The sequence below is a fragment of the Marinomonas ostreistagni genome, from assembly GCF_016888445.1.
Taxonomy (GTDB): domain Bacteria; phylum Pseudomonadota; class Gammaproteobacteria; order Pseudomonadales; family Marinomonadaceae; genus Marinomonas; species Marinomonas ostreistagni.
In genome coordinates this window covers 356519-378706 of the sequence record NZ_JAFEKF010000002.1, presented here as the reverse complement: position 1 = coordinate 378706, position 22188 = coordinate 356519, and the positions used below count along the sequence as shown (strand labels likewise).

Here is a 22188-nt window from a genome sequence, read left to right as displayed (position 1 = left end):
CCTTTACTTATATGTTTTTTCATATATGCTGTTTGCCATATATAAATTAGCCTATGAGTACACCCTATGTCAGAGCCGCTTGAGCTAGAGCTTAACCCCCTGTCGTTTTATAAGTGTTTAGCCGACGACACGCGCCTGCGCTGCTTGTTGCTGATCCAGCTAGAACAAGAGCTGTGTGTCTGCGAACTGATGGCGGCTATCGACGAAAGCCAGCCAAAAATCTCACGCCACTTAGCCCAGCTGCGCAGTTGTGGACTACTGACCGATCGTCGCCAAGGTCAGTGGGTATTTTACAGCCTTAATGAGACCTTACCCGACTGGGCCAAACTGGTACTACAGCTAAGCGCCGCGGAAAATCTGGACTACGTAGCTGCCGACTTAAGCCGTTTGGCGCAAATGGGCGATCGCCCCGAACGTGCTCAAAGTTGCTGTGCATAACAATCATCAAATAACAAAAAATATGAGGTCAGTATGACGATTAAAGTGGGAATTAATGGTTTTGGTCGCATGGGGCGCTTGTCTTTTCGTGCGGCCTTTGACTGGGATGATGTGGAATTCGTTCAAATTAACGATCCAGCAGGTGATGCCGCGACATTGGCACATTTGATCACGTTCGACTCTGTTCACGGCCGTTGGCATCACGAAGCCAGCACAGAAGGCAACGAGATGATCATCAATGGTCAGCGCATTGCCTGCACACAGAACAAATCGATTGGTGAGACGGACTGGTCGGGCTGTGATGTGGTGATCGAAGCCAGTGGCAAGATGAAAACCAAAGCCTTGCTACAAGCCTACATTGATCAAGGCGTAAAACGCGTAGTGGTCACCGCGCCAGTGAAAGAAGACGGCGTGCTCAACGTCGTAATGGGCGTGAACCATGATCTATACGACCCAGCCATTCACCCAATTGTTACCGCAGCGTCTTGTACCACCAACTGCCTTGCACCAGTGGTGAAAGTGATTCACGAGAAGTTGGGCATTGAGCATGGCTCCATGACCACGATTCACGATATCACCAACACGCAGACCATCTTGGACGCACCGCACAAAGATCTGCGTCGTGCACGTGCCTGTGGTGCCAGCTTGATCCCCACCACGACAGGCTCGGCGACCGCGATTACCCATATTTTCCCAGAGCTAAAAGGCAAGCTAAACGGTCACGCAGTGCGTGTGCCACTGGCCAACGCTTCTATAACTGACTGTGTGTTTGAAGTCAGCCGCCCAACCACGGAAGCGGAAGTAAACGGCTTCCTAAAAGAAGCCGCCGAAGGCGAGCTAAAAGACATCCTCGGTTACGAAGAGCGCCCATTAGTATCTGTGGATTACAAAACGGATCCACGCTCCAGCACCATCGACGCCCTTTCGACCATGGTCATCAATGGCACTCAGGTGAAGCTGTATGCGTGGTACGACAACGAATGGGGCTACGCCAACCGTACCGCAGAGCTGATGCGTATGGTTGGTCGTTTGGATCTACAAGCCAAATAGTTAGCTTCTGTAGCCTTGATAAATCCAGCCTTCGATCCGGCTGGATTTATCTCGCTAATGTACTTGCTCAGCTTAGCTTGAAGATGACAAGCACTTAGCCCATGGATGGGCGACCCGACCGTCACGCACAGGGATGTGCGTCGGTCGGTGCTGTCATCGTCAAGCGAGGCGTTAACCACTTACTTTGCTCATAAACGGAATCAAGATCTCATGGGAGCACTAGCCAATCTTTCGCCAGCGATCCGCCAATATATGGTGGTGACGGGTAATTACTGGGCGTTTACCTTAACCGACGGCGCGTTGCGAATGTTGGTGGTGCTGTATTTCCACGGTTTGGGTTACAGCCCACTGGAAATCGCCATGCTGTTTTTGTTCTATGAGATTTTTGGTGTGGTGACCAATCTTGTTGGCGGTTGGCTTGGAGCGCGTCTTGGCCTCAACCGCACCATGAATATTGGCCTGTTTATGCAGGTGGTGGCGCTGAGCATGCTGTTGGTGCCGACCAGCTTTTTAACCGTGCCATGGGTGATGGGCGCGCAGGCGTTATCCGGTATTGCCAAAGACTTAAATAAAATGAGCGCCAAGAGCTCGATTAAGCTATTAGTCCCCAGCGATGCCCAAGGCCAATTGTATAAATGGGTCGCACTGCTGACAGGCTCTAAGAACGCGCTAAAAGGTGTGGGCTTTTTCCTTGGCGGCGCGTTACTCAGCTTATTTGGCTTTAAAGGTGCGATTTTGGGCATGGCCATCGCGCTTGCGTTGGTATGGGTCGCCAGCATGTTGGCACTGAACAAAGATCTTGGAAAAGCTAAGAATAAGCCAAAATTTGGCGATATCTTCTCGAAAAGTGCTGCAGTGAACTATCTTTCTGCCGCACGTCTGTTTTTATTCGGCGCCCGTGATGTCTGGTTTGTGGTGGCCTTACCAGTATTCCTTGCCAGCACCTTTGGCTGGGATCATTGGTACGTAGGCGGCTTCCTTGCAGCATGGGTGATTGCCTATGGTTTTGTGCAAGGCTTTGCGCCACGCTTTACTGGCAAAGCTTCAGGCAAAGTCCCTGACGGTCGCCAAGCCCTAAGCTGGGCATTAGCCCTTGGCATCATTCCCGTTGCGATTGCTCTTGCACTGACGTTTGATTGGCAAATTGAATTCGCCGTGATCGCAGGTCTATTTGCCTTCGGCGCCATATTCGCCATCAACTCTTCCCTACACAGCTACCTGATCGTCAGCTACGCCGGCAAAGATGGCGTTTCCCTAGACGTCGGCTTTTACTACATGGCCAACGCCATGGGCCGCCTTATCGGTACGTTATTATCAGGCTGGCTCTACCAAGAGTACGGCTTAGCGGTGTGTCTTTGGGTATCGGCGGGCTTTATTGGTCTAACAGCGTTGATCTCAGTACGATTGCCAAGGAATGAAGCTGGCTAATAATTCGCCAGCTCTCTTTCACTAACGTATACTGATACAAACATTCAAACTGAGTTTACTGTTATGAATATCGAACACCTTTCCACCGAAGAAAAAGTCCAGCTTGCAGAGAAGCTATGGGAAAGTGCTTATCAAGAACAAACTTCAGCGCCGATCAGCGATGAACAAAAAGCGATCCTAGACGCACGATCCTCTGCATTTGAGAAAGACCAAAACCTTGGTACAGAGTGGCACTTACTTAAGAAACAATTAATAGAAGATTAATGCCTTACAGAATTTTTGTTCGCAAGGAAGCGGAGCAAGATATTCGTAATTCTCTCGACTACTACAAACGAATAAGCCCAAAGCTTGGCCATGATTTTATATCTCGAACAGATGAAATCATCGCTCAAGTCGCTCTCAATCCTTTGCTATACCAACCCGTTCACCGAGATATTCGCCGTGCTTTGCTCAAGCAATTTCCAGTCGGTGTCTTTTATAAAGTATTAGGTGATCAAGTCATCATCTTTGCTGTCATGGACAGCCGAAGATCTCCACGGAGCTGGAGCGAGCGGAATTGACGAATGTCTTAGCTCATCCCCATCTCTCCAGCAATATGCTGCATATCCGCATAAGGAATTTCAAACAGCCCTAAGCGAAACTGAACACAACATAGGTGTTTACTTTTTAATCGGATGTCTACTCATTGTATACAATGAGTATTATTTACCCTATGAAAGGGTTAGGATACGGGACAACGTAAGGGAGACAGCACACTACCGGCCCAAGCCTCACAAGGACGAGACACCATGCGTAAAAAGCGCCTTTCAGTTTTTGTCTTTTATAACATCGTGCTGATCGGCGCTTTCGCCATCGCGCTGACGTCTTTGTTGTGGATTAACAATATCTATCAAACCTATCAAAGCGACTCAAAACGCATTCGCGATGACTACACCCAACAAGTAAAAGATGAGCTAAAAACACGTGTCGACGCCCTTGTCAGCTACATCGACTATCGCCGCTCACAGACCGACACGAGGCTGCGGGCTGACATCAAAAGCCGAGTGCTAGAAATCAAAGCGCTGATCAATACCCTATATACCCAAAACCAAGGGAAAATGAGCACTGCTGCCCTGCAAGAGCTGATCATCGAGACCGTGCGTGGCATGCGCTTTAATGAGGGTCGTGGCTATTACTTTATTGCCAGTTTAGATGGCAATATTATGCTCAACCCTGTGATGCCTGCTTTAGAGGGCTATAACTTGCTCGATCAAGCGTCACAAACCACACAAGCTTCGATGCTGAGTGAAATTGAGTTAGTACAAACTCAGCAGCAAGGGTTTATCGAAGGCTACTGGCAATTACCGTTTCACGACGACACTAAACAGTATAAGAAAATCAGTTACTTACACGAGTTCGCCCCCTATAACTGGTATTTTGGTGCGGGGGAGTACAGTAAAATTTCCACGCAACAACTGCAGCAAGAGATTCAGTCTTATATCAACCAGCTGAGCTATGGTGTCGACGGTAATCAATATATTTTTATCCACGACTTTGAGGGCACTGAGCTCGCCAATGGACGTTTCCCAGAGCTCATCGGCAAAAATTACTATACCGATAACCCAGCCCCTGGCATCGATTTTATCGGCCAGCAAATTGATATTGCCAAAAACCCGCCTCATCAAGGCTTTCTTACCCTAGCTTGGCCGCATGCTTCGCAAGATACGTTTTCTGACAAACTTATGTACATCAATGCTGTGCCGGAGTGGGATTGGGCGATTGGCTCTGGGGCAGATCTAGATGCCTTAAACCGCCAAATCAGCAATTACCAAGACGCGCTTTATCAGCAACTTTTAAGTGGCATTTATAAAGTCCTGCTGTTGGCTGGCGGACTATTACTATTAAGTGTTTTGGCGGCGCGCTATGTGTATAAGCGCATGAACGACAGCGTACAGCTGTTTATTCGCAATTTAGAGCACAACAATGCTCAGCTATCCTTGATCAACGAAGACGAGGTAGCTTACGAGGAATTCAAAGCCCTAGCCCACACCTCGAACCAAACCACAGAGCGCATCAACCATCTGCTACAGCACGATGAGCTGACCGGCTTGTACAATCGTCGCCATATTACTGCGCTGCTCGAAACACTACTCAAGCAAGCACAACAGCAACAAGCACCGCTGAGTATCGTTATGCTCGACATTGACCACTTTAAAGCCATTAATGATAACTATGGCCATCCTTTCGGTGACGAAGTGCTTAAGAAAGTCGCCGAGTGTATTAAGAGTGAAGTACGAGACCAAGGCCATGTAGGTCGTTTTGGCGGAGAAGAACTTGTGCTATTGCTGCCGCATTACGGTCCACGTCAGGCTTATGAGATCGCCATGCACATCAAACAATGCGTTGCCACCATCCGCCTGCCAGGCCAAGAACACCCAGTCACTATTAGTGGTGGTATTAGCTCCAACACCATGGCTAATCAAAGCGATTTAATTCAGCAAGCAGACAAAAACCTCTATCGCGCCAAGCGTAATGGTCGCAACCGAATCGAAGTCTAACCATAAAAAAGGCCCCTATCGCTAGGGGCCTTCTCATCTCGAACCGCGCTATCAGTAACGGGTTAAGCTTTCTTAACGAACTGAGATTTCAGCATCATGTCGCCAGCGCCATCCACTTTACAGTCGATGTCATGGTCACCGTCGACAAAGCGTTTGATGGTCGCTTTGGTACCGACTTTTAATACTTGAGACGAGCCCTTTACTTTCAGGTCTTTGATCAAGGTCACCTTGTCACCTTCCGCAAGTAAGTTACCCACAGAATCTTTTAGGATCAGCGCATCTTCGTCGACGATCTCTTCGTTTGGATCCCACTCGTAAGCGCACTCAGGGCAGATCAGTAGCGACTGATCTTGGTAAACGTATTCAGAACTGCACTGTGGGCAAGCTGGAAGGCTCATATTAAATAACCTCAATAAAATAGGAGTAATAAGCAAAACATTATAACGCAATGACAATAACATGATAATGCTTTGCCGATTTTTAGTCTTTTTTCGCTGGCTCGTCTAAATCAAGCTGGGTAAAATCCACATCGTGCTCTTCTAAATAACCACGAATCAGCTGACGCACCACCTGCGATGGGGTCAAATCTTGTTCCGCGCACAGCGTCTCAAACGCCTTCTTTTTGCGTGGGTCGAGTAGTACCGTAAAGCGGGCTGTTTTACTTTCCATTAGGCAACCTTTCTACTATCTTTCATTATCATTTGATTATAATGCGCTCACGCTTTGAAAGCGACTAATCCCGCCGCGTTAAAACACACTCCCTGAAGCTGTCACATTTGCATTCTGTCACCCGCCAATTAAATGATATATTATAACATTTTAAGCGACCGCCTCGTGTCGCATCATGCCTTGAAAGCCCCGAGAGAGAGCGATGAAAGACATCAAAAAAGTATTTCGCAACCTAGAACAAGCCCTCAAAAAAACCAGCTGGTTTGACGATGGCTGGGAAATTTACAATCGCGGCCCTTATATCCAGCTGTACAAAGACACTTGGTACAACCACAACCAAGGTGGCGTGCACTTTGAGACGTACATCGAAGAACCACAAATCAAAAAGAAAGCCTTCCCTGTGTGTCTACACGCCGAAGAAGATTGCCCTAATCGCGAGCGCTTTATGGCCGAATTTTTAGCCCTTGAAGGCGAGCGCATTAACAGCTGGAAAGATTACCAAGTCATCGGTGAAGGTCACAACGTCTGCCAGCGCAGCTTGCCGCTCAACTTCAAAAACCTCGAACAGCGCCTATTAGAAGAGCTCAACCGCTTGCGCCAACTAGAAGACAGCATCGACCAAGCCCTTGCCAACGCCGCCTAAGCAAATCCTAAATTGCATGTCGGAATAGGGCTAGCCTGAGCCAACAAAAGACGCCACACTATTCCTAACTCAAAGCCACGCCACACACGCACCACGACCTCTCGTTGGTGCGTTGCGCCCAGTGAACAAAAAGAGACTGTATGAACGAGCTAAGTACACGCATCCCTACCAATATCATTTCGGGATTCCTCGGGGTCGGCAAAACGACCACCATCAACGGCCTGCTCGCCAATAAACCAGAGGGCGAATCTTGGGCCGTGCTGGTCAACGAATTTGGCCAAGTAGGCATCGACCAAGAAATGATGCCGACCGAAGAAGGCCTGCACGTCAAAGAACTAGCGGGCGGCTGTATTTGCTGTGCCATGGGCGCATCGCTAACACCGACCCTGAAGGCCTTGATCGAACACGCTAAGCCAGATCGTTTGATCATCGAGCCCACTGGCCTTGGTCACCCAGAAGGGATCATCGACACTCTGATGGGCCCGTCTTTTAAAGACAAACTCGATCTGCGTGCCACCATCTGCATCCTCGACCCACGCTCGCTCGAGCTTGAGGAAGTAGTCAACAACGAAACTTTCCACGACCAGCTCAACCTTGCCGACGTAGTGATGATCAATAAATGTGACATCGCCGAAGCCGAGCTCGTGGAAATGGCCGAAGAAAGCTTGGGCAACATGTTTCCACCTAAGCAACACATCGCCCGCACCACCAAGGGCGCGTTAGATCCAGCGCTACTCGACCTAGTGCGCAACGGTCAGCTTAAAGCGCAATTCCCTGATGCGCACCAGCACCATCATGATCATGAACACAGCCATGATGACCACCACCATCATGAGCACGACGTCGAAGCCGTGGCAGAGCCTGGCCAACCGATTCGCAAAACCGGACACGGTAGCGGCTACTACAGCTGTGGCTGGATTTTCCACCGTGAGGACTGCTTCGAATTTTGGGATCTAGAACCGATTCTAAACGGCCTAGAAAACATTGAGCGCATCAAAGGCGTGATCCGCATCGGCCATGCTTGGGTCTTCTTTAACCGCGTTAAAGACGAGCACGACTTCGACAAAGTCGCTTACCGTCGCGACTCACGCATCGAAATCATCAGCTCCAAAGAACTCGACTGGGATCAAATCGAACAGCAAATGCTAGGCTGTTTGCAGAAGTAATACGCTCAGGGGTCAGATTCCTTACATACCGTAGCTTATGTAGAGTTAAATCGTGCAGGAATCTGCCCCCTTAATTATCTACCCCAGCAAAGCCTTAGCTTGCTTTCACTATCACTCCGCGCCCTTTTGGCAGTTTGACCTCACTGATCGCCACACCAAGTAAAATCACCACGGCAGCGACGCTTTGTGCCGCATCAAGGCTTTCGCCAAAGAAAATATAGCCGCCGATCAGGGCAAATACCGGTACTAGCAAGGTCATGGGCGCGACGCTTGAGACGGAGTATTTGACGATCATTTTGTTCCAGAACCAGTAGCCAAGCAGTGTCGTTGGATAGGCTTGAAAAGCGGCGGAGAACAGTACAGAACCATTGATGTCAGCGATCGATTGCGCTACAGCTTCAGGGCCGCTGACAATTAGCGCCAACAGCAGTAATGGAATCGGTGCGAAAGCCATGCCCCAGATATTAAAGGCGAAGATTTCGCGAGTGCCTGAGCGTTTGACGATTAGACCATTCACGCTCCAAAACACCGATGCACTCAATACCAAGGCCAAACCTAGCGCCGTTACGGAGCCATCTTGATTCCAGATAATAATCCCCAAGCCTAGCAGCGCCAGTACAGAGCCCAATACTTTACTGACGGTTACCTGCTCTTTGAGTAAGTAGCGCCCTACCAATAAGCTGCTGATCACGCTCATATCCAATAATAACGAGGCCAACCCTGACGATAAGCCTGCGCCGACCGATAGCGTGGTAAAGCCCCATACGCCGACGCCAAAGGTTAATCCGTAGGCCATCAGATAACGCCAAGGTACCTTTGGGCGACGAATAAAGAAGATCAACGGCAATACCGCCAACGTAAAGCGCAAGGCCGTCAGTAGAAATGGATCCATGTTGTTGACGCCCAGCTTGATCACACTGAAGTTAAATCCCCACAGCGCCATCAATAGCACCAGCAGCAAGCTGTCTTTTTGATTCATGATGTCTCCCCTCATGCTGAAGCGGTTATCCGCGATTGAGCTGTGAGTATGAAACACCGCTTGCCAAGAGAGCAGATTCAATTTTTAATAAAAATAAGAGTACAATTTTAAAGATCACACGTTAGTAGTGAGCACACAACACCATGACCCTGTACGAATCTTTAGCGCAAGCGTTTATTGATGACATTGTAAGTGAGCGCTTACCTTCTGGGGTTCGCTTGCCTGCTCTACGCCAATTGGCACAACAACAAGGCGTGAGCCTAACGACGGCCGGTAAAACCTACAGCTACCTAGAAGATCGCGGTTGGATATATGCTCGACCACAGTCAGGCTACTTTGTCGCCCATCGCAGCCAAGTGACCGAGTTCCCACCTTTATCAAGTCATACTTTGACACCGCGCGATCCTAGTCGCTTCGCGCCTAAACAAGGCTATGACAGCAGCCTCGCAGGATTTGGCCCGCTCGGAACCTCCTTGATGGCACCTGACCTATTACCAGAAACAGATCTGACTCGAACCATCAAACGGGTCACTAAGCGCGCCAGTCAAAGCATGTTTAGCTACCCCGAAGCCCAAGGACTGGCAAGCTTACGCCAAGCACTCGCTGAGCACTTTCGCGCCAACCATTTTCCCTTTAATGCCAGTGAGTTAGTCATCACTAACTCTAGCCTCGACTCAGTGCGTATCGCCCTTGAGTGTCTGACTGAGCCAAAAGACGCGATTGCCGTTTGCTCACCTTGCTTTAGTGGTTTATTGGATTTACTGACCACCTTGAAACGTCAGATCATCGAGATCCCAGTAACGCACCAAGGCATTGATCTGGAAGCGCTAGAAGTGTGTTTTGCCGAGCAAAAAGTCAGCGCCGCTCTGCTAAGCACCACGCACTTAAACCCTTTAGGGATCACCTTGCCAGCAGAGCAAAAACAGGCCATTGCGCAGTTAGCAGCACGCTATGATATGCCCATTATCGAAGACGATGTGTACTTTGAGCTGAGCCATCAAAAAGAGCAGTCATTGCCGGCCAAATATTGGGATAAGGAAGGTTATATTCTCTGGTGCAGCTCCATTTCCAAGACCCTAGCGCCGGGATTGCGTCTTGGCTGGTGCCTACCTGGGCGCTTCTTTGAGCGCTTTTTTAGCCATCACAGCCACACCAGCATGGGCATTAATAGTCTCGTGCAAGCCTGTATCTCAGAGTTTATTCTCTGCGGCGATTACCGCCACCACCTTCACAAGGTACGCCCTATTTTGCAGTCGCAAGTTCACCAGTATCGGCAGCTATTAAGTGAGCACTTACCTGCTTCGGCACAAATTAGCGCACCTAAAGGTGGTTTAGTCTTATGGATACGATTGCCTGGCATCGACACCAACCAGCTTGCCGATCAAGCGCAAACAGTTGGCGTCGATATCCGCCGTGGTAGCTGCTTCAGCACCCACCCAGACTACAATGACTGTTTCAGGATTAACTGTGGCTGGCCGCTTGAATTGGAGATAGAGGGAGACAGCGCACAGGCACAATTGCTACGCCTGTGCGAGCTGATAACAGCAGACTTTGCTTGATCAGGCAGGCGCCAGCACCATGCGGCGGTATTGTAAGATAATCAATAGGATCAAGAAGCCCATCGCCAAACAGAATGGAAACAGTACGGTGGTGACCGAGTAGGCTTCCAGGGCGACGACAGAGCAGACATTACGCAAGATCATGATGATGAAAAATACGCGACTGTCTTCAAAGGGTCGATGGTAGGCTTTGCGGAAGGTCGGACCAAAGCCAATCATATCGATGGTCGTTAGAATCACCACGGTCCATAGCGGGTCATTGGTCATATACCATAATGGCAATGAGGCAATGGCGGCGATCAAAAAGCCCCAGTCGGCGCGCGTAATCGTGGCATCGCCGCGATTGAGATACGCCAACACCGCAATCAAGATGGTAACAAAGCCCGACAGTCCAATTGGCCAAGCGCCAACGCCGCCATCAGCTTCCAGCTGGGCAAAGAAAATCACCGTGGTGGTAATGCCCCAAATGACCCAAGAGAACACATGCGGCTTCACTTTGCCGCGCAAAATCAGCGCAATATAGGGCACGAAGCCCACTAGCGCTAAGACAATCGCCATGCCACTAAAGAGAAGTTTGATATTAACGTCCATGTGTCCTCCGCATAAATTGGATGAGCTCCTGATTCTACCGACTTAACATTTAAACAGGCGGACAAAACACGTCATATTTGCACCAAAATAGGTCGCTTAAAGTTTAAGCAGCGACTTGCCCGCTTTTGCATCCAGACTCATTAAACCAGCCAGTGAGTCGATTCTTGGAGCACTTGCTGCAGCTGCTCAGTGACTAAACTGCGTTGTGATTGGGGTGTATCGGTGCGTGATACAAGATAGATCGGATAATGGAATTCCGGTGATTGCTCCACCAGTGAAAGCGCGCCGCGTTCTAGATGGTGCTGTACGACGCGCGTACGAAAGTAGCCATTGCCGCCTTGGCGCAGCATCACTTTTAACGCCAACGGCCCCAGTGAATAATAATCCGCCGTCTGCCGACTAAAGGGTAAGCAGCGATCAAATTGCTGAGCAAACTCTTCACCCCAATCAATATACAAATTAGGGCTGGTGCAATGCGTCGCCGCCACATGTACAAGCTTTTCTTCTGCAACCTGCTCGATTTGTAGCTCCGGATAATAGCGTGCGCTGTGCACTACGGCAGCGTCTAAACGCTTGCGTCTTAGATCATCGTAGAGGGTTTCGGTGGTCGCCACTTGCGCCGACAGTTGGAAGCGCTCACAGCTCTCTAAGGCCGCCAACCAATCCACCATAATCGGATTCCAAAGGCTGTTTTCACAACCTAGCCACAAGGTCTCTTTGGCGTTTTCTAAAGGCGTCTGACAGGCATCTTGCGCCGCCTGCCAGACACTGATCATTTGCTGGGCATAATGCGCGAAGCGCTCTCCTTCTTTGGTCAAGCGCGCGCCACGTCGATTGCGAATAAACAATCGGCAATTAAGCTGCTGCTCTAAACTGTGGATCCTTGCGGTCACCGTGGTTTGGGTCACGTGCAGGCGCTCTGACGCTTTGGCGAAGGTACCAGACTGCATAATTTCTAAGAAGGTGCGCGCTAACTCGACGTCCATAACTTGGCCTACATTTAGTTCAATATTTTTGAATTTATAATCAGTTATTATTCATTATATCTATGGAAGATAAGACGGTAGGCTTAGCAAATCAACTCGCTGTATACGATTTAAAGGACACTTCCCATGCGCTTATTGGCTCAGCTGACTGAATACTTAGGCATCGAAGTCAATCAAACCTCCCACTTAGAACGACTTATCTCAGGCCTAGCAACCTGCGCTGCGATCGCGTTAGTGGCTTATCTGACACAATGGACGCTCGGCGATCAGGCACACTTATTATTTTTTGCCTCATCCGCCGCCAGTGCGTTTTTGGTATTTGCCTTGCCCCACGGCGCGTTATCACAGCCTTGGCCGGTGCTGATTGGTCAAAGTCTCGCCATGCTGATGGGGATCGGCTGCTTTATCGTGCTCGGTGATGGCATCGTGGCGGCTGCGCTGGCCGTCGGTCTGACCGTATTCGGCATGCATTACTTACGCTGCTTACATCCACCGGGGGCGGCGACTGCGTTCTTTTTTGTCACCGGCGTGACACCCGATGCGATCGCCTACACGGGCTTTGCGTTCGTCTTCAATATTGCGGTGATTATTGTCTTAGGCATGATTATGAATAATCTATTTCACTGGCGCCGCTACCCCTCACAACCTAAACGCCACAAGACTAAGCCCACCCAAGCCGATCGCATTGAGCTGGAGGACTGGCACCAAGCTCTCACGCAACACGATGCGTTTTTAGACGTCAGCCTTGAGGAATTACAAACGCTTTATGAGCAGGCGCATCAAGTCGCTCAACGCCGCCAAAGCTAATCTTGCTTGTTTGAAATGGCCTATTCGCGCCGTCTATCACGTGTGATTACGCCGTACCATGCCCGTTTTAATTCGCATTGCTGTAACATAATGCGTGGCAATATATAAATATCACTTCGGCAAGGAACGCCTGACACTTGGGGTCAGACACATGCTTGAACGCAGCAGGACGTGTAGCGGCATTGATTTTTTATTAATTAAAACAATTAATTGATAACGCATCCAAGATTGCTTTTTGAGCCTATGCTAACGCCATTTTAGACGTTCCACAGGTGACTTTGCGACACCGTTTTATGACATTAGATGAACTTATGGCAAACATTAGTTTTTAGGTCGTTTACGGAGCCATGTTTGCAGGGTAGCTTGTTGTCGATAATAAATCGAAATAGGTTTAGACATGGGAACACATTCTAAAAAATCAAAACAGTCCGACACGGATTACGTGATCTTAGCGGACAAAGGTATGTTTCGGGGCCTCAACCCGAATATGGCGCTTTTCTCCAAAGGGCTGATCTTGGCATTTGTTATTTTCACTCTTTATGACGTCGACTTCGCCGCGGGCGTTTTCCAATCCACGCAAAACTGGATCCAAGAAACCTTAGACTGGTTTTACGTGATTTCTATGTGTGTATTCGTCGGCTTCGTACTCTGGTTGATGTGCTCGCGCTTCGGCCACATTCGCTTGGGTAAAGACAACGACCGCCCCGAATTCAGCTACTTCTCTTGGTTTTCGATGCTGTTCGGCGCAGGTATGGGTATTGGCTTGCTATTTTGGTCGATCGCAGAACCCGCTTATCACATCCAAAACAGCCCTTTTTTAGCAGACGGCACCGCTAATACTATGGCAGGCGCCAATACGGCGATGCAGACCACCTTTTTGCACTGGGGTCTACACGGCTGGGCGGTGTATGTGATCGTCGGTTTGTCACTGGCGTATTTTGCTTACCGCCATGATCTACCGCTGACGATTCGCTCGGCGCTGTACCCACTGTTTGGCGATAAGATCTTTGGCTGGCGTGGTCACATTGCTGACCTGTTGGCCGTATTCGGCACCTTGTTTGGTGTAGCGACCACCCTTGGTTTGGGTGCTGGGCAAATCAACGCGGGTCTTAATTACATGTTTGATGTGCCAGTAGGCACCGTACCCCAGGTGATTATTATTGCTGTGGTTTCTGTGATCGCCACTTTATCGGCGGTCTCCGGTGTGGGTCGTGGCATTAAGATCTTGTCAGAAGTGAACATGTGGTTGTCGATCGTATTGATCACTATCTTTTTGTTCGCCGGTCCAACCGTGTTTCTACTGGGCTTTTTTGTGACCAATCTGGGCGACTACCTGATCAACGTCATTCCCATGGGCTTTTGGGTCGACCCTGATCCTGAAGGTCAATGGCAAGGCTGGTGGACCGTGTTTTACTGGGGCTGGTGGATTGCTTGGGCACCGTTTGTCGGTATGTTCATCGCCCGCGTTTCTAAAGGCCGTACCATCCGCGAATTCTGTCTAGGCGTGCTGTTGGTACCGACCTTGGTGACCTTCTTGTGGATGTCGATCTTCGGCGGCACTGGCATGTTTATGGAGCTGTTTGCCGACGGTGGCTTTGGTACCGGTGGTGTTATTGCGGCGGTCAACGAAGACATTTCCAAACCACTGTTTGTGGTGATTGAGAACCTTGATTTGGGCATTTTGACGCAGTTTGTCGCCTTTATCTCGGTGATCTTGATCATTACCTACTTCGTTACCTCGTCTGACTCGGGCACTTTGGTGATCACCACGATGGTATCGATGGGCAGCGAAACACCGCCAACGGGCTACCGTATTTTCTGGGGCTTGGGTGAAGGCGCAGTCGCTGCGGCATTGTTGCTGGCAGGCGGTCTTAAGGCCCTGCAAACCGCCTCTTTGGCAGCAGGTTTACCGTTTGCCTTTATCATCTTCTTGATGATGCTGAGTCTGATCCGCGCCTTGAAAAATGATATCGATGGCGGCCATGTGAAAGATGTGGCGCCAGAAGAGCATACCGATCGAACCGATCACTATATTTCGATTCTTAATAATCGTTAAAACGAGCGCCCCAGAATAGCGGTTATTCTGGGGCCTTCTTTTATGGATTAAATGAACAATTCCCGCCACGCCTAGGGCGAATCTGGCAATGTTGCTTTCTTACCAGTCCAATCTGTTTTAGTATCGTGTGATTAAGTCTGGACATCCATTCAAATCGCCTGCCCAAACTTAATACCTAGAACATCCCTTTCGTAATATTTTTCAGTAGGAAACACACAATGGCGGCTTTTGGTAGCGTGTTTATGCCGAACATGGCATTAGCAACATTCGAAAACAATCAATGGTCTGAGTCTCAGATCGTTGCCTCTGACAGCATCTCACTACACCCAGGTGCGCACGTCTTGCATTACTCAAGCACTTGCTTTGAAGGCTTGAAAGCATTCCGTCACGAAGACGGCAGCGTGCACGTCTTTCGAATGGACCAAAACGTCGAGCGTTTCGCCCAGAGCAGCCGCTTGCTATCACTGCCAGAAGTGAACAAAGAGCAATTGTCACAGATGATCGCTGACATCGTGGCTGAGTACGCAGCCGATGTACCAACGCCTCCAGGCTCTATGTACATTCGCCCAACGCACATCGGTACCGAAGCAGCGGTTGGTAAAGCGGCCGCGCCTTCTGATTCTTCGATGATGTACGTGCTACTGTCTCCGGTTGGCGATTACTTCGCTGGTGGCGCTCGTCCACTGCGTCTATTGCTAGACGAGACAGGCCAACGCTGTGCGCCACACATGGGTATGATTAAGAGTGGCGGTAACTACGCTAGCGCGCTTCAGCCAACGCTTGAAGCCAAAGCGCAGTACCAAGCAGACCAGATTTTGTTCTGCCCAAATGGCTACATCACAGAAACCGGCGCAGCCAACTTCTTATTAGTCGATGGCAACGAAATCATCACTAAGGCGTTGGACTCTAGCTTCCTACACGGCGTTACTCGCTCAAGCATCCTACAGATCGCGAAAGACCTAGGCATGACAGTGTCTGAGCGTGAAGTATCAGTAGAAGAACTACTTGAGCGCGCCAAGAAACCAGGTGTTGAAGCCATGCTGTCTGGTACGGCAGCGGTATTGACGTCTGTCGGCACCTTTATCTACAACGGTGAAGACATCAAAGTCGGCGACGGCGAAATCGGCCCAATGGCACAGAAACTGCGCCAAGCACTGAACGATATTCAGTGGGGCAAAGCACCCGATACACACGGTTGGTTGACTAAGATCGCGTAATTTCGATCGTTAAACTCCCTAAGAAGCCAGCGCCTGATTCAGCCGCTGGCTTTTTTGTTTCCACAGAGTGTCCTTAGTCTCGCCTTGTACTCGCCCCGCTCCAACTCATATAAATAAAAGTATCCAAGATTAATTGAAGTGAGGTAAACGATGAGTACGGAAAACGAATACACGCTACCCAAAGTCTGGAAATACGATGAGAACGAAGCGGGCAAGTGGTCCAAGATCAACCGCCCTTACTCTGGTTCAACCCATGAAAAGACCTTGCCGCGCGGCGAGCACCCGTTCCAACTGCACTCTCTTGCCACACCCAATGGCCAAAAAGCGACTATCATGCTCGAAGAGCTGCTCGAGCAAGGCATCCAAGAAGCGGAGTACGACGCGTACACCATTGATATCGGGGAAGGCAAACAGTTCTCTTCTGGCTTCGTCGCCATCAACCCAAACTCCAAGATACCGGCCCTGATCGACACCACAGTCGATCCTGATCTGCGTATTTTTGAATCCGGTTCGATCCTGCAATACTTAGCGGAAAAATTCGATACGCTACAGCCGAAGGACCTTAAAGGCAAAACCGAATGCCGTAACTGGCTGATGTGGCAGATGGGCTCAGCGCCGTTTGTTGGCGGTGGCTTTGGTCATTTCTTTGCCTACGCACCAGTGACGCTGCAATACCCGATCGATCGCTACACCATGGAAACCAAACGCCAGCTTGACGTACTCGACAAGCATTTGGCGCGCAATAAATACATGGCGGGTGACGAATACTCAATCGCCGACATCGCCATCTGGCCTTGGTACGGCAATCTCGTATTGGGCAACTTGTATGAAGGCTCAGACGAATTCCTGCAAGTACAAGAATACACTCACCTAAAACGCTGGGCGGAGCTGGTTCAACAGCGCCCTGCGGTACAGCGCGGTATCCGCGTCAACAAGCCGTGGGGGGACGATGGTCTGACCGAGCGCCACAGCGCGGCAGACTTTGACTGATTAAGCGTCATGTGGGTCTAGCGCTATTCGTCTAGGCCCACAATTCGCCAAAACGTTCGCGATGACACAGATACACACGTAGCTCAAATTCCAGCTGGTGATAATCTGGCTCCATATAGCAGCACAGCTTATAAAACGCTTTGCTGTGTTCCTTTTCTTTTAAATGCGCCAACTCGTGTACCAAGATCATTCTTAAAAACGGCTCAGGCACCTGACGAAACAAGGCGCCGATACGTATCTCGTTTTTCGCCTTGAGTTTGCTGCCTTGTACTCGTGAGACATAAGTATGCAAGCCCAGCGCATTATGAATTACATGGATCTTGTCGTCATACACCACCTTGCTGATCGGCGGCGCACTGCGCATGGCCTCTTGCTTAAGTTGCTGGGCGTACTGATACAGTTGTTTGGCGCCTGCCAACTCGTGAGCACGCGGGTATTTGCTCAACAACCATGGCCCAGTTTTTTCAGCGTCTAAAAGAGCGCTGACTTGCTGCTGTAGCTCGGCACTGTAGCCACTAAGGTAGGTTTTTACTTCGTTCATTGTTTTGTTCACCGGCGTACCGATTTTGATGGGCAAGGATTGCCATTTATAAAGCGCAAAAAATATGGACAAAACTAACAACTAGATCAGTTTTTCTTCGTTCATATGGGTAAATATGACCTTAATATGTAACCTTTAACCAAACTCTGCGCCTAAGCGATTGACTGTGTTAACTTCTTTCACATTCTATAATGGATCGCTATGAGGACATACATGAAACACGCACTAATCACGCCATTACTGGCCGCTTGCCTAGCCGTGCCATTGGCGCATGCCGACACCCCCACAGACGACGACCCCAGCAATCTAAGTGGCTCTGCCGAACTTGGCTTTGTTGCGACATCAGGTAACAGTGACACCAACAACATCAATGGTCGTCTTAACTTGACCCAAGAGTCTGTACAATGGCGTACGGATTACAGCCTTAGTGCGCTGTCTAGTAGCTCTGATAGTGAAACCACTGCCGAGAAATATTCGGGTACAGTGCAAAGTAACTACAAGTTCGATACAGAACAATTCTGGTTTGTACGTGGTGCCCACGAAGAAGATCGCTTCTCAGGCTACCGCCACAAGAGCTCGGCCTCTACCGGTTACGGTAATCGCTTTTGGCAAAAGGGCGACGGCTCTTACTTGGAAGCGTCGGCTGGAGTAGGTTACCGCGAGTTCGCAATTGACCGTGATATTGATGCGGATGGCAAATCTGATCGCGGCACTTTCGTACGTTTGGCGGCCACTTACGAATACCACTTCACTGCTTCGTCTTTGTTCCACCAAGAGCTCAACACAGAAGCTAGCGTAGATGGCGGCAACGATGTCTACGAATCGGTCTCTGCGATTCAAGCCAACATCGTTGATAACCTAGCTATGAAGCTAGCGTACCGCGTGAAATACACGTCTGATGTGCCTGCGAACACTGACACTACCGACACCGAAACCACGGCATCGGTACTGTACTCGTTCTAATCTCAGTTAAGGCCTTACTACGGGTAAGGCCTTTGCTTTTATGAGCCTTGGTTGATCTTATCCAGCGCTTTCACCAGCACTGACGTATCTTGGCGGCCACGCCCCTGCTCGATCAACTCCACATATTGACGATCAATCACTTCGGTATAGGGTAGCTTCATACCCATGGCTTGCGCCTGCTCAAGGGCAATGCCTAAGTCTTTGTGCATCCATTCTATGGCAAAGCCAAAGTCAAATTCATCACGCGCCATGGTGGCGCCACGGTTTTCAAGCTGCCAAGAGCCTGCCGCACCGTATTTCAGTGTCTCTACTAAGGTTTCAATATCTAAGCCTGCTTGCTGGGCAAAACGTACGCCTTCTGAGATACCGCTTAAAATACCGCCGACCATAATCTGATTAACCATTTTGGCCAGCTGCCCCGCGCCAACATCACCTAAGCGCGTAAAAGCTTTGGCGTAGCACTCTAACACCGGCTTGGCACGATCAATCAACGCTTGCTCACCGCCCATCATGACTGTCAAAACACCGTTTACAGCGCCAGCTTGACCACCCGATACAGGGCCGTCCAAGAAGTCGCATTGCTTCGCTTGCGCCGCTTGATGCAGCTCACGCGCCACTTCAGCAGACGCCGTCGTATGATCAATAAACAAAGTGCCTGGTTGCGCCTGACTCAGTGCACCTTGCTCGCCCAAATACAAACTGCGCAAGTCATCATCATTGCCCACACAAGTCAGCACGATATCCGCTTGCGCCGCTTCTGCAGGGGTCAATGCAATACGCCCTTGATACTCTTGGCACCAAGCCTCGGCTTTACTCAGAGTACGGTTGTAGACGGTCACCTGATGCCCAGCGCGGCTCAAATGACCCGCCATGGGGTAGCCCATGGTTCCTAATCCTAAAAAACTGACGTTCATCGATGCATCTCCTTTTGTTGTCAAAATAGCATAAGGGAGTGGACGATAAATTTCGAGACGCTAGCCGAATCCTGCGCTTTTGGCATGCCATGAAGCTGCCAAAAGCGCACCAAAACAATGCAAACAAAAAAGCAAAACTAGGGATATCACGGGGTTCATCGAATAAAAACGCACTAAAGATGGGCAAAATCAGCGATCTTGCAATGAATTGATTCAGCTCTTTTACACCAGCGTTTTCAGCCGTTATAGTGCGTGCACACCAAATGAGGAGTGTTCATGTCTACTTCATCTGTTTACCACTTTACCTTTTTGAGTCAAGCCAACAATGTTGACCTGAATTCAGCACATCTGACTGCAGCCGATATGGGCCTACCAGAAGACGTTAACATTGAGTGTCGCCTACAAACACTACGCGGCGGCAAACAACAAGGCTCCAAGCTCATTACCCTGACTGTGGGCGATAAAACATTACGCATTGTGCCGACACGCGCCATGGCGGTGCTGGACGTGGTCCGTAACGGACAGCGTTTTGGCTGGGATTCTCCGGTAAAAGAAGTGGTACACCCTCATTTTATTAACGCAGAAGCCTCCGGCGGTTTAGGCTGGCTCGATGGCTTCAATGAAATGCTGGTGCGTTGTGGCTATCAATGGGCCGGACATCCAGGCAAAGATCAAGGTGAACGATTGAGCCTACATGGGCGCATTCAAAACACCCCTGCTAGCGAGGTGAGCTTAGAGGTCGAGCAGCAGCCTCCTTATCGCGTCACGCTAAAAGGTCGTGTCGATGAAAAACGCTTCAAATCCACCAACTACGAAGTGTTTACTGAGCTTGCCATGACCCCTGACGAGCCGTATGTGCACGTCACCGATACCCTTAGCAACCTGAGTAACTACGACAACAGCTACCAAGCTATTTATCATAATAACTTTGGTACACCGATCTTAGAGCAAGGCGCTTCACTACAAATCGCCGCACGCCAAGTGTCGCCGTTTAATGAATACGCACAGCAAGGCTTGGCCGAGTGGAACCAAATGCCTGCACCAACCGTCGACTTTGATGAGATGGTGTTTAACGTCTTCCCATTGCCAGACGAAGATGGCCAGTGCCACGCCTTATTAAAAAACGCCAATGGCGATGCGGGCGTCGAAGTCAGCTGGGCGATTGAAACACTGCCGGTACTAACCATTTGGAAAAACACCGACACCTTAGAACAAGGCTATGTGGTCGGCATCGAGCCCGGCACTTCATTTGCCTATAACCGCACCCACCAATGGGATTTAGGCTTAGTGCCGACGATCGCTGGTAAAGAGAGCAAACAGTTCAAACTGCGCTTTGGCTTGTTTACAGAAGCGGAAGAAGTACAAGCCAGTGAAGAGCTGATTGATAAAATCCAGATCACACCGACCCTAGTCAGCAACAGCCCACTGGTAAAACTTTAAGCTTGTGGCGATCAGTACCTAAGTACTGATCGCCGTACTATTAAATCGTCAGATCCACATGCTGTAAGCTGTCCACAGTGCCATTTTCGCGCACGTATAACCCTGTCTCACGAATGTTGCCCATGCGCTCTCCGTGAGCGTTAAACAAGCCAAATGGCGTATAAGTACGCTCTAGTACAAATGCATCGATCCCCACATCGGCAAGGGATAACAGACTTTCATTACCCGCTTCATCGCGCTGTACCAACACCAATTCCTGCCAAATATCGTCTAACTGATCGATCAAGCCATCACCATTGCTATCGTGCTCAGCAAGATCAGCAAAACCACTGCCGGATTGCGGGCCAAATAGCTCACTGCCATCATCAATAGTGCCGTTGTTATTGCGATCACGCGCCAAAAACGCCGAATCGCCCGTAGCAAACGCGACGCGCTCTGTTTCGCCATCCCCGTCTAAATCAAAATCCATTCGCCGCTGGGTCAGCTGAGCGCCATTGTTATTTAAGTTGACCACCAAAGGATCCACTTGGCGCTGACTAGAAATGGTCAGCTCGCCCCAATATTCCTCTTGGCGGCTACGCGCCATGTCCATGCGAAAATCGACATTGAGCTTGCGTCCATCGCTGAGTTCTAACTTGCCCTGAATCGCGACTTGGCTCGATTCGGTTTCGATAACCTGATGGTATTCGCGCATCGCCATCACGGTTTGGCGCGAGTTACTATTGTTTGGCTCATTGGCACTGTCTGCAGTCTCTTCAGGAGGGACAAAGCCCGCCCCTGCGGCAGCGTTCGCGTCCGGCGCTTCATACAGCTGCACTTTAATGCCAAACATTCGTTCTAGTACCGAAATCATTCTTTGAAAGCGTTGCTCTACTTGCGAAATGCTGTGCTCTGCCGCCTCTTTGCCTGAAGGTTCTAGCTCACTCGACGCCGAGCGTACGTTGATTTCTTGCTGTTGCACCAAGCGGCGCCCCATTTGCGCCGACAACGAGACGCTCGGCCCTTCGGCATCACGCTCAGGTGCTGCCTCACGGCTTAAACTCACCGCATGGCGCGTGGTGGTTTGTTGGCGCTGGTAATCGTAGTTGGATTGAAAAGATAAAGTGCTTGAAGCCATCGGATGCCCTCCCTGAGACACGTCCTCTGTGTTATCGGCCACACCTCTGGTTAATTTATATACAACCTTAAAATTCTTTCCGACTTTTGCCGGATGC

General features: G+C 49.8%; 23 protein-coding genes. 15 read left to right on the top strand and 8 right to left on the bottom strand.

The genetic code is table 11. The annotated features are described in order from the left end of the window. The first annotated feature begins 66 nt into the window (after positions 1–66). The 6 genes from JQX58_RS07240 to JQX58_RS07215 all read left to right on the top strand — a co-directional run bounded on the left by JQX58_RS07240 (position 67) and on the right by JQX58_RS07215 (position 5453). Complete coding sequence (locus JQX58_RS07240) at positions 67–438, top strand: metalloregulator ArsR/SmtB family transcription factor (protein WP_204146166.1); 372 nt, start codon at positions 67–69, stop codon at positions 436–438. A 33-nt stretch (positions 439–471) separates the two neighbouring features. Continuing rightward, positions 472–1488, top strand: coding sequence for an ArsJ-associated glyceraldehyde-3-phosphate dehydrogenase (locus JQX58_RS07235; protein ID WP_204146165.1), 1017 nt, complete (start codon positions 472–474; stop codon positions 1486–1488). A 210-nt stretch (positions 1489–1698) separates the two neighbouring features. After that, positions 1699–2916: an organoarsenical effux MFS transporter ArsJ gene (arsJ, locus tag JQX58_RS07230; RefSeq protein ID WP_204146164.1), complete on the top strand. Its 1218-nt coding sequence runs from the start codon at positions 1699–1701 to the stop codon at positions 2914–2916. A 63-nt stretch (positions 2917–2979) separates the two neighbouring features. After that, positions 2980–3180, top strand: a complete 201-nt coding sequence (locus JQX58_RS07225) for an addiction module protein (protein WP_204146163.1) — start codon at positions 2980–2982, stop codon at positions 3178–3180. After that, the gene (locus tag JQX58_RS07220; RefSeq protein WP_204146162.1) at positions 3180–3476 is read left to right on the top strand and encodes a type II toxin-antitoxin system RelE/ParE family toxin; all 297 of its coding nucleotides are present in this window, start codon (positions 3180–3182) and stop codon (positions 3474–3476) included. Before JQX58_RS07225 ends, JQX58_RS07220 begins: the two co-directional genes overlap by 1 nt. Positions 3477–3704: 228 nt before the next feature. Next, complete coding sequence (locus JQX58_RS07215) at positions 3705–5453, top strand: sensor domain-containing diguanylate cyclase (RefSeq protein WP_204146161.1); 1749 nt, start codon at positions 3705–3707, stop codon at positions 5451–5453. Between the two features lie 62 nt (positions 5454–5515). Here the strand turns inward: JQX58_RS07215 and JQX58_RS07210 are convergent, their stop codons facing one another. Together JQX58_RS07210 and JQX58_RS07205 are read right to left on the bottom strand one after the other, a co-directional pair. After that, entirely contained in the window at positions 5516–5851 is a 336-nt protein-coding gene (locus JQX58_RS07210; protein ID WP_204146160.1) for a zinc ribbon domain-containing protein YjdM, read from the bottom strand. Positions 5852–5933: 82 nt separating this feature from the next. Further along, a complete protein-coding gene (locus JQX58_RS07205) occupies positions 5934–6122 on the bottom strand; it encodes a CopG family transcriptional regulator (protein WP_204146159.1) in 189 nt (62 codons plus the stop codon). Positions 6123–6324: 202 nt separating this feature from the next. Here JQX58_RS07205 and JQX58_RS07200 point away from each other — a divergent pair, with 202 nt between their 5' ends. Beyond that, positions 6325–6765, top strand: a complete 441-nt coding sequence (locus JQX58_RS07200; protein WP_204146158.1) for a hypothetical protein — start codon at positions 6325–6327, stop codon at positions 6763–6765. Positions 6766–6905: 140 nt separating this feature from the next. Next, positions 6906–7931: a CobW family GTP-binding protein gene (locus JQX58_RS07195; RefSeq protein ID WP_204146157.1), complete on the top strand. Its 1026-nt coding sequence runs from the start codon at positions 6906–6908 to the stop codon at positions 7929–7931. Positions 7932–8025: 94 nt separating this feature from the next. On the opposite strand, the gene JQX58_RS07190 is transcribed toward JQX58_RS07195, so the two are convergent. After that, positions 8026–8910, bottom strand: a complete 885-nt coding sequence (locus JQX58_RS07190) for an EamA family transporter (protein WP_204146156.1) — start codon at positions 8908–8910, stop codon at positions 8026–8028. A gap of 143 nt (positions 8911–9053) precedes the next feature. Between JQX58_RS07190 and JQX58_RS07185 the strand changes: the two genes are divergently transcribed. Further along, entirely contained in the window at positions 9054–10469 is a 1416-nt protein-coding gene (locus JQX58_RS07185; protein ID WP_204146155.1) for an aminotransferase-like domain-containing protein, read from the top strand. On the opposite strand, the gene JQX58_RS07180 is transcribed toward JQX58_RS07185, so the two are convergent. Then, positions 10470–11060 carry a hypothetical protein gene (locus tag JQX58_RS07180; protein ID WP_204146154.1) on the bottom strand — a complete coding sequence of 197 codons (591 nt, stop codon included), beginning with the start codon at positions 11058–11060 and terminating at the stop codon, positions 10470–10472. Between the two features lie 140 nt (positions 11061–11200). Continuing rightward, positions 11201–12046, bottom strand: a complete 846-nt coding sequence (locus tag JQX58_RS07175; protein ID WP_204146153.1) for a LysR family transcriptional regulator — start codon at positions 12044–12046, stop codon at positions 11201–11203. Positions 12047–12172: 126 nt separating this feature from the next. Here JQX58_RS07175 and JQX58_RS07170 point away from each other — a divergent pair, with 126 nt between their 5' ends. From JQX58_RS07170 to yghU, 4 genes are all read left to right on the top strand, one after another. Beyond that, positions 12173–12853 (top strand): HPP family protein, encoded by a 681-nt coding sequence (locus JQX58_RS07170; protein WP_204146152.1) that lies wholly within the window; start codon positions 12173–12175, stop codon positions 12851–12853. Between the two features lie 397 nt (positions 12854–13250). Beyond that, positions 13251–14909: a BCCT family transporter gene (locus JQX58_RS07165; RefSeq protein WP_204146151.1), complete on the top strand. Its 1659-nt coding sequence runs from the start codon at positions 13251–13253 to the stop codon at positions 14907–14909. A gap of 218 nt (positions 14910–15127) precedes the next feature. Next, positions 15128–16126: a branched-chain amino acid aminotransferase gene (locus tag JQX58_RS07160; protein ID WP_204146150.1), complete on the top strand. Its 999-nt coding sequence runs from the start codon at positions 15128–15130 to the stop codon at positions 16124–16126. A gap of 150 nt (positions 16127–16276) precedes the next feature. Continuing rightward, a complete protein-coding gene (gene yghU / locus JQX58_RS07155; RefSeq protein WP_204146149.1) occupies positions 16277–17116 on the top strand; it encodes a glutathione-dependent disulfide-bond oxidoreductase in 840 nt (279 codons plus the stop codon). 31 nt (positions 17117–17147) lie between these two features. Here the strand turns inward: yghU and JQX58_RS07150 are convergent, their stop codons facing one another. Beyond that, the gene (locus tag JQX58_RS07150) at positions 17148–17657 is read right to left on the bottom strand and encodes a M48 metallopeptidase family protein (RefSeq protein WP_204146148.1); all 510 of its coding nucleotides are present in this window, start codon (positions 17655–17657) and stop codon (positions 17148–17150) included. A gap of 213 nt (positions 17658–17870) precedes the next feature. Between JQX58_RS07150 and JQX58_RS07145 the strand changes: the two genes are divergently transcribed. Continuing rightward, a complete protein-coding gene (locus tag JQX58_RS07145) occupies positions 17871–18620 on the top strand; it encodes a DUF481 domain-containing protein (RefSeq protein WP_204146147.1) in 750 nt (249 codons plus the stop codon). Between the two features lie 38 nt (positions 18621–18658). Here the strand turns inward: JQX58_RS07145 and JQX58_RS07140 are convergent, their stop codons facing one another. Next, positions 18659–19534 (bottom strand): NAD(P)-dependent oxidoreductase, encoded by an 876-nt coding sequence (locus JQX58_RS07140; protein ID WP_204146146.1) that lies wholly within the window; start codon positions 19532–19534, stop codon positions 18659–18661. Positions 19535–19810: 276 nt separating this feature from the next. On the opposite strand from JQX58_RS07140, the gene JQX58_RS07135 reads away from it, so the two are divergent. Next, positions 19811–20974 carry an aldose 1-epimerase family protein gene (locus JQX58_RS07135; RefSeq protein WP_204146145.1) on the top strand — a complete coding sequence of 388 codons (1164 nt, stop codon included), beginning with the start codon at positions 19811–19813 and terminating at the stop codon, positions 20972–20974. A 40-nt stretch (positions 20975–21014) separates the two neighbouring features. Here JQX58_RS07135 and JQX58_RS07130 read toward each other — a convergent pair whose 3' ends face one another. Beyond that, positions 21015–22091, bottom strand: a complete 1077-nt coding sequence (locus JQX58_RS07130) for an FG-GAP repeat domain-containing protein (RefSeq protein WP_204146144.1) — start codon at positions 22089–22091, stop codon at positions 21015–21017. Positions 22092–22188 lie beyond the last annotated feature (97 nt).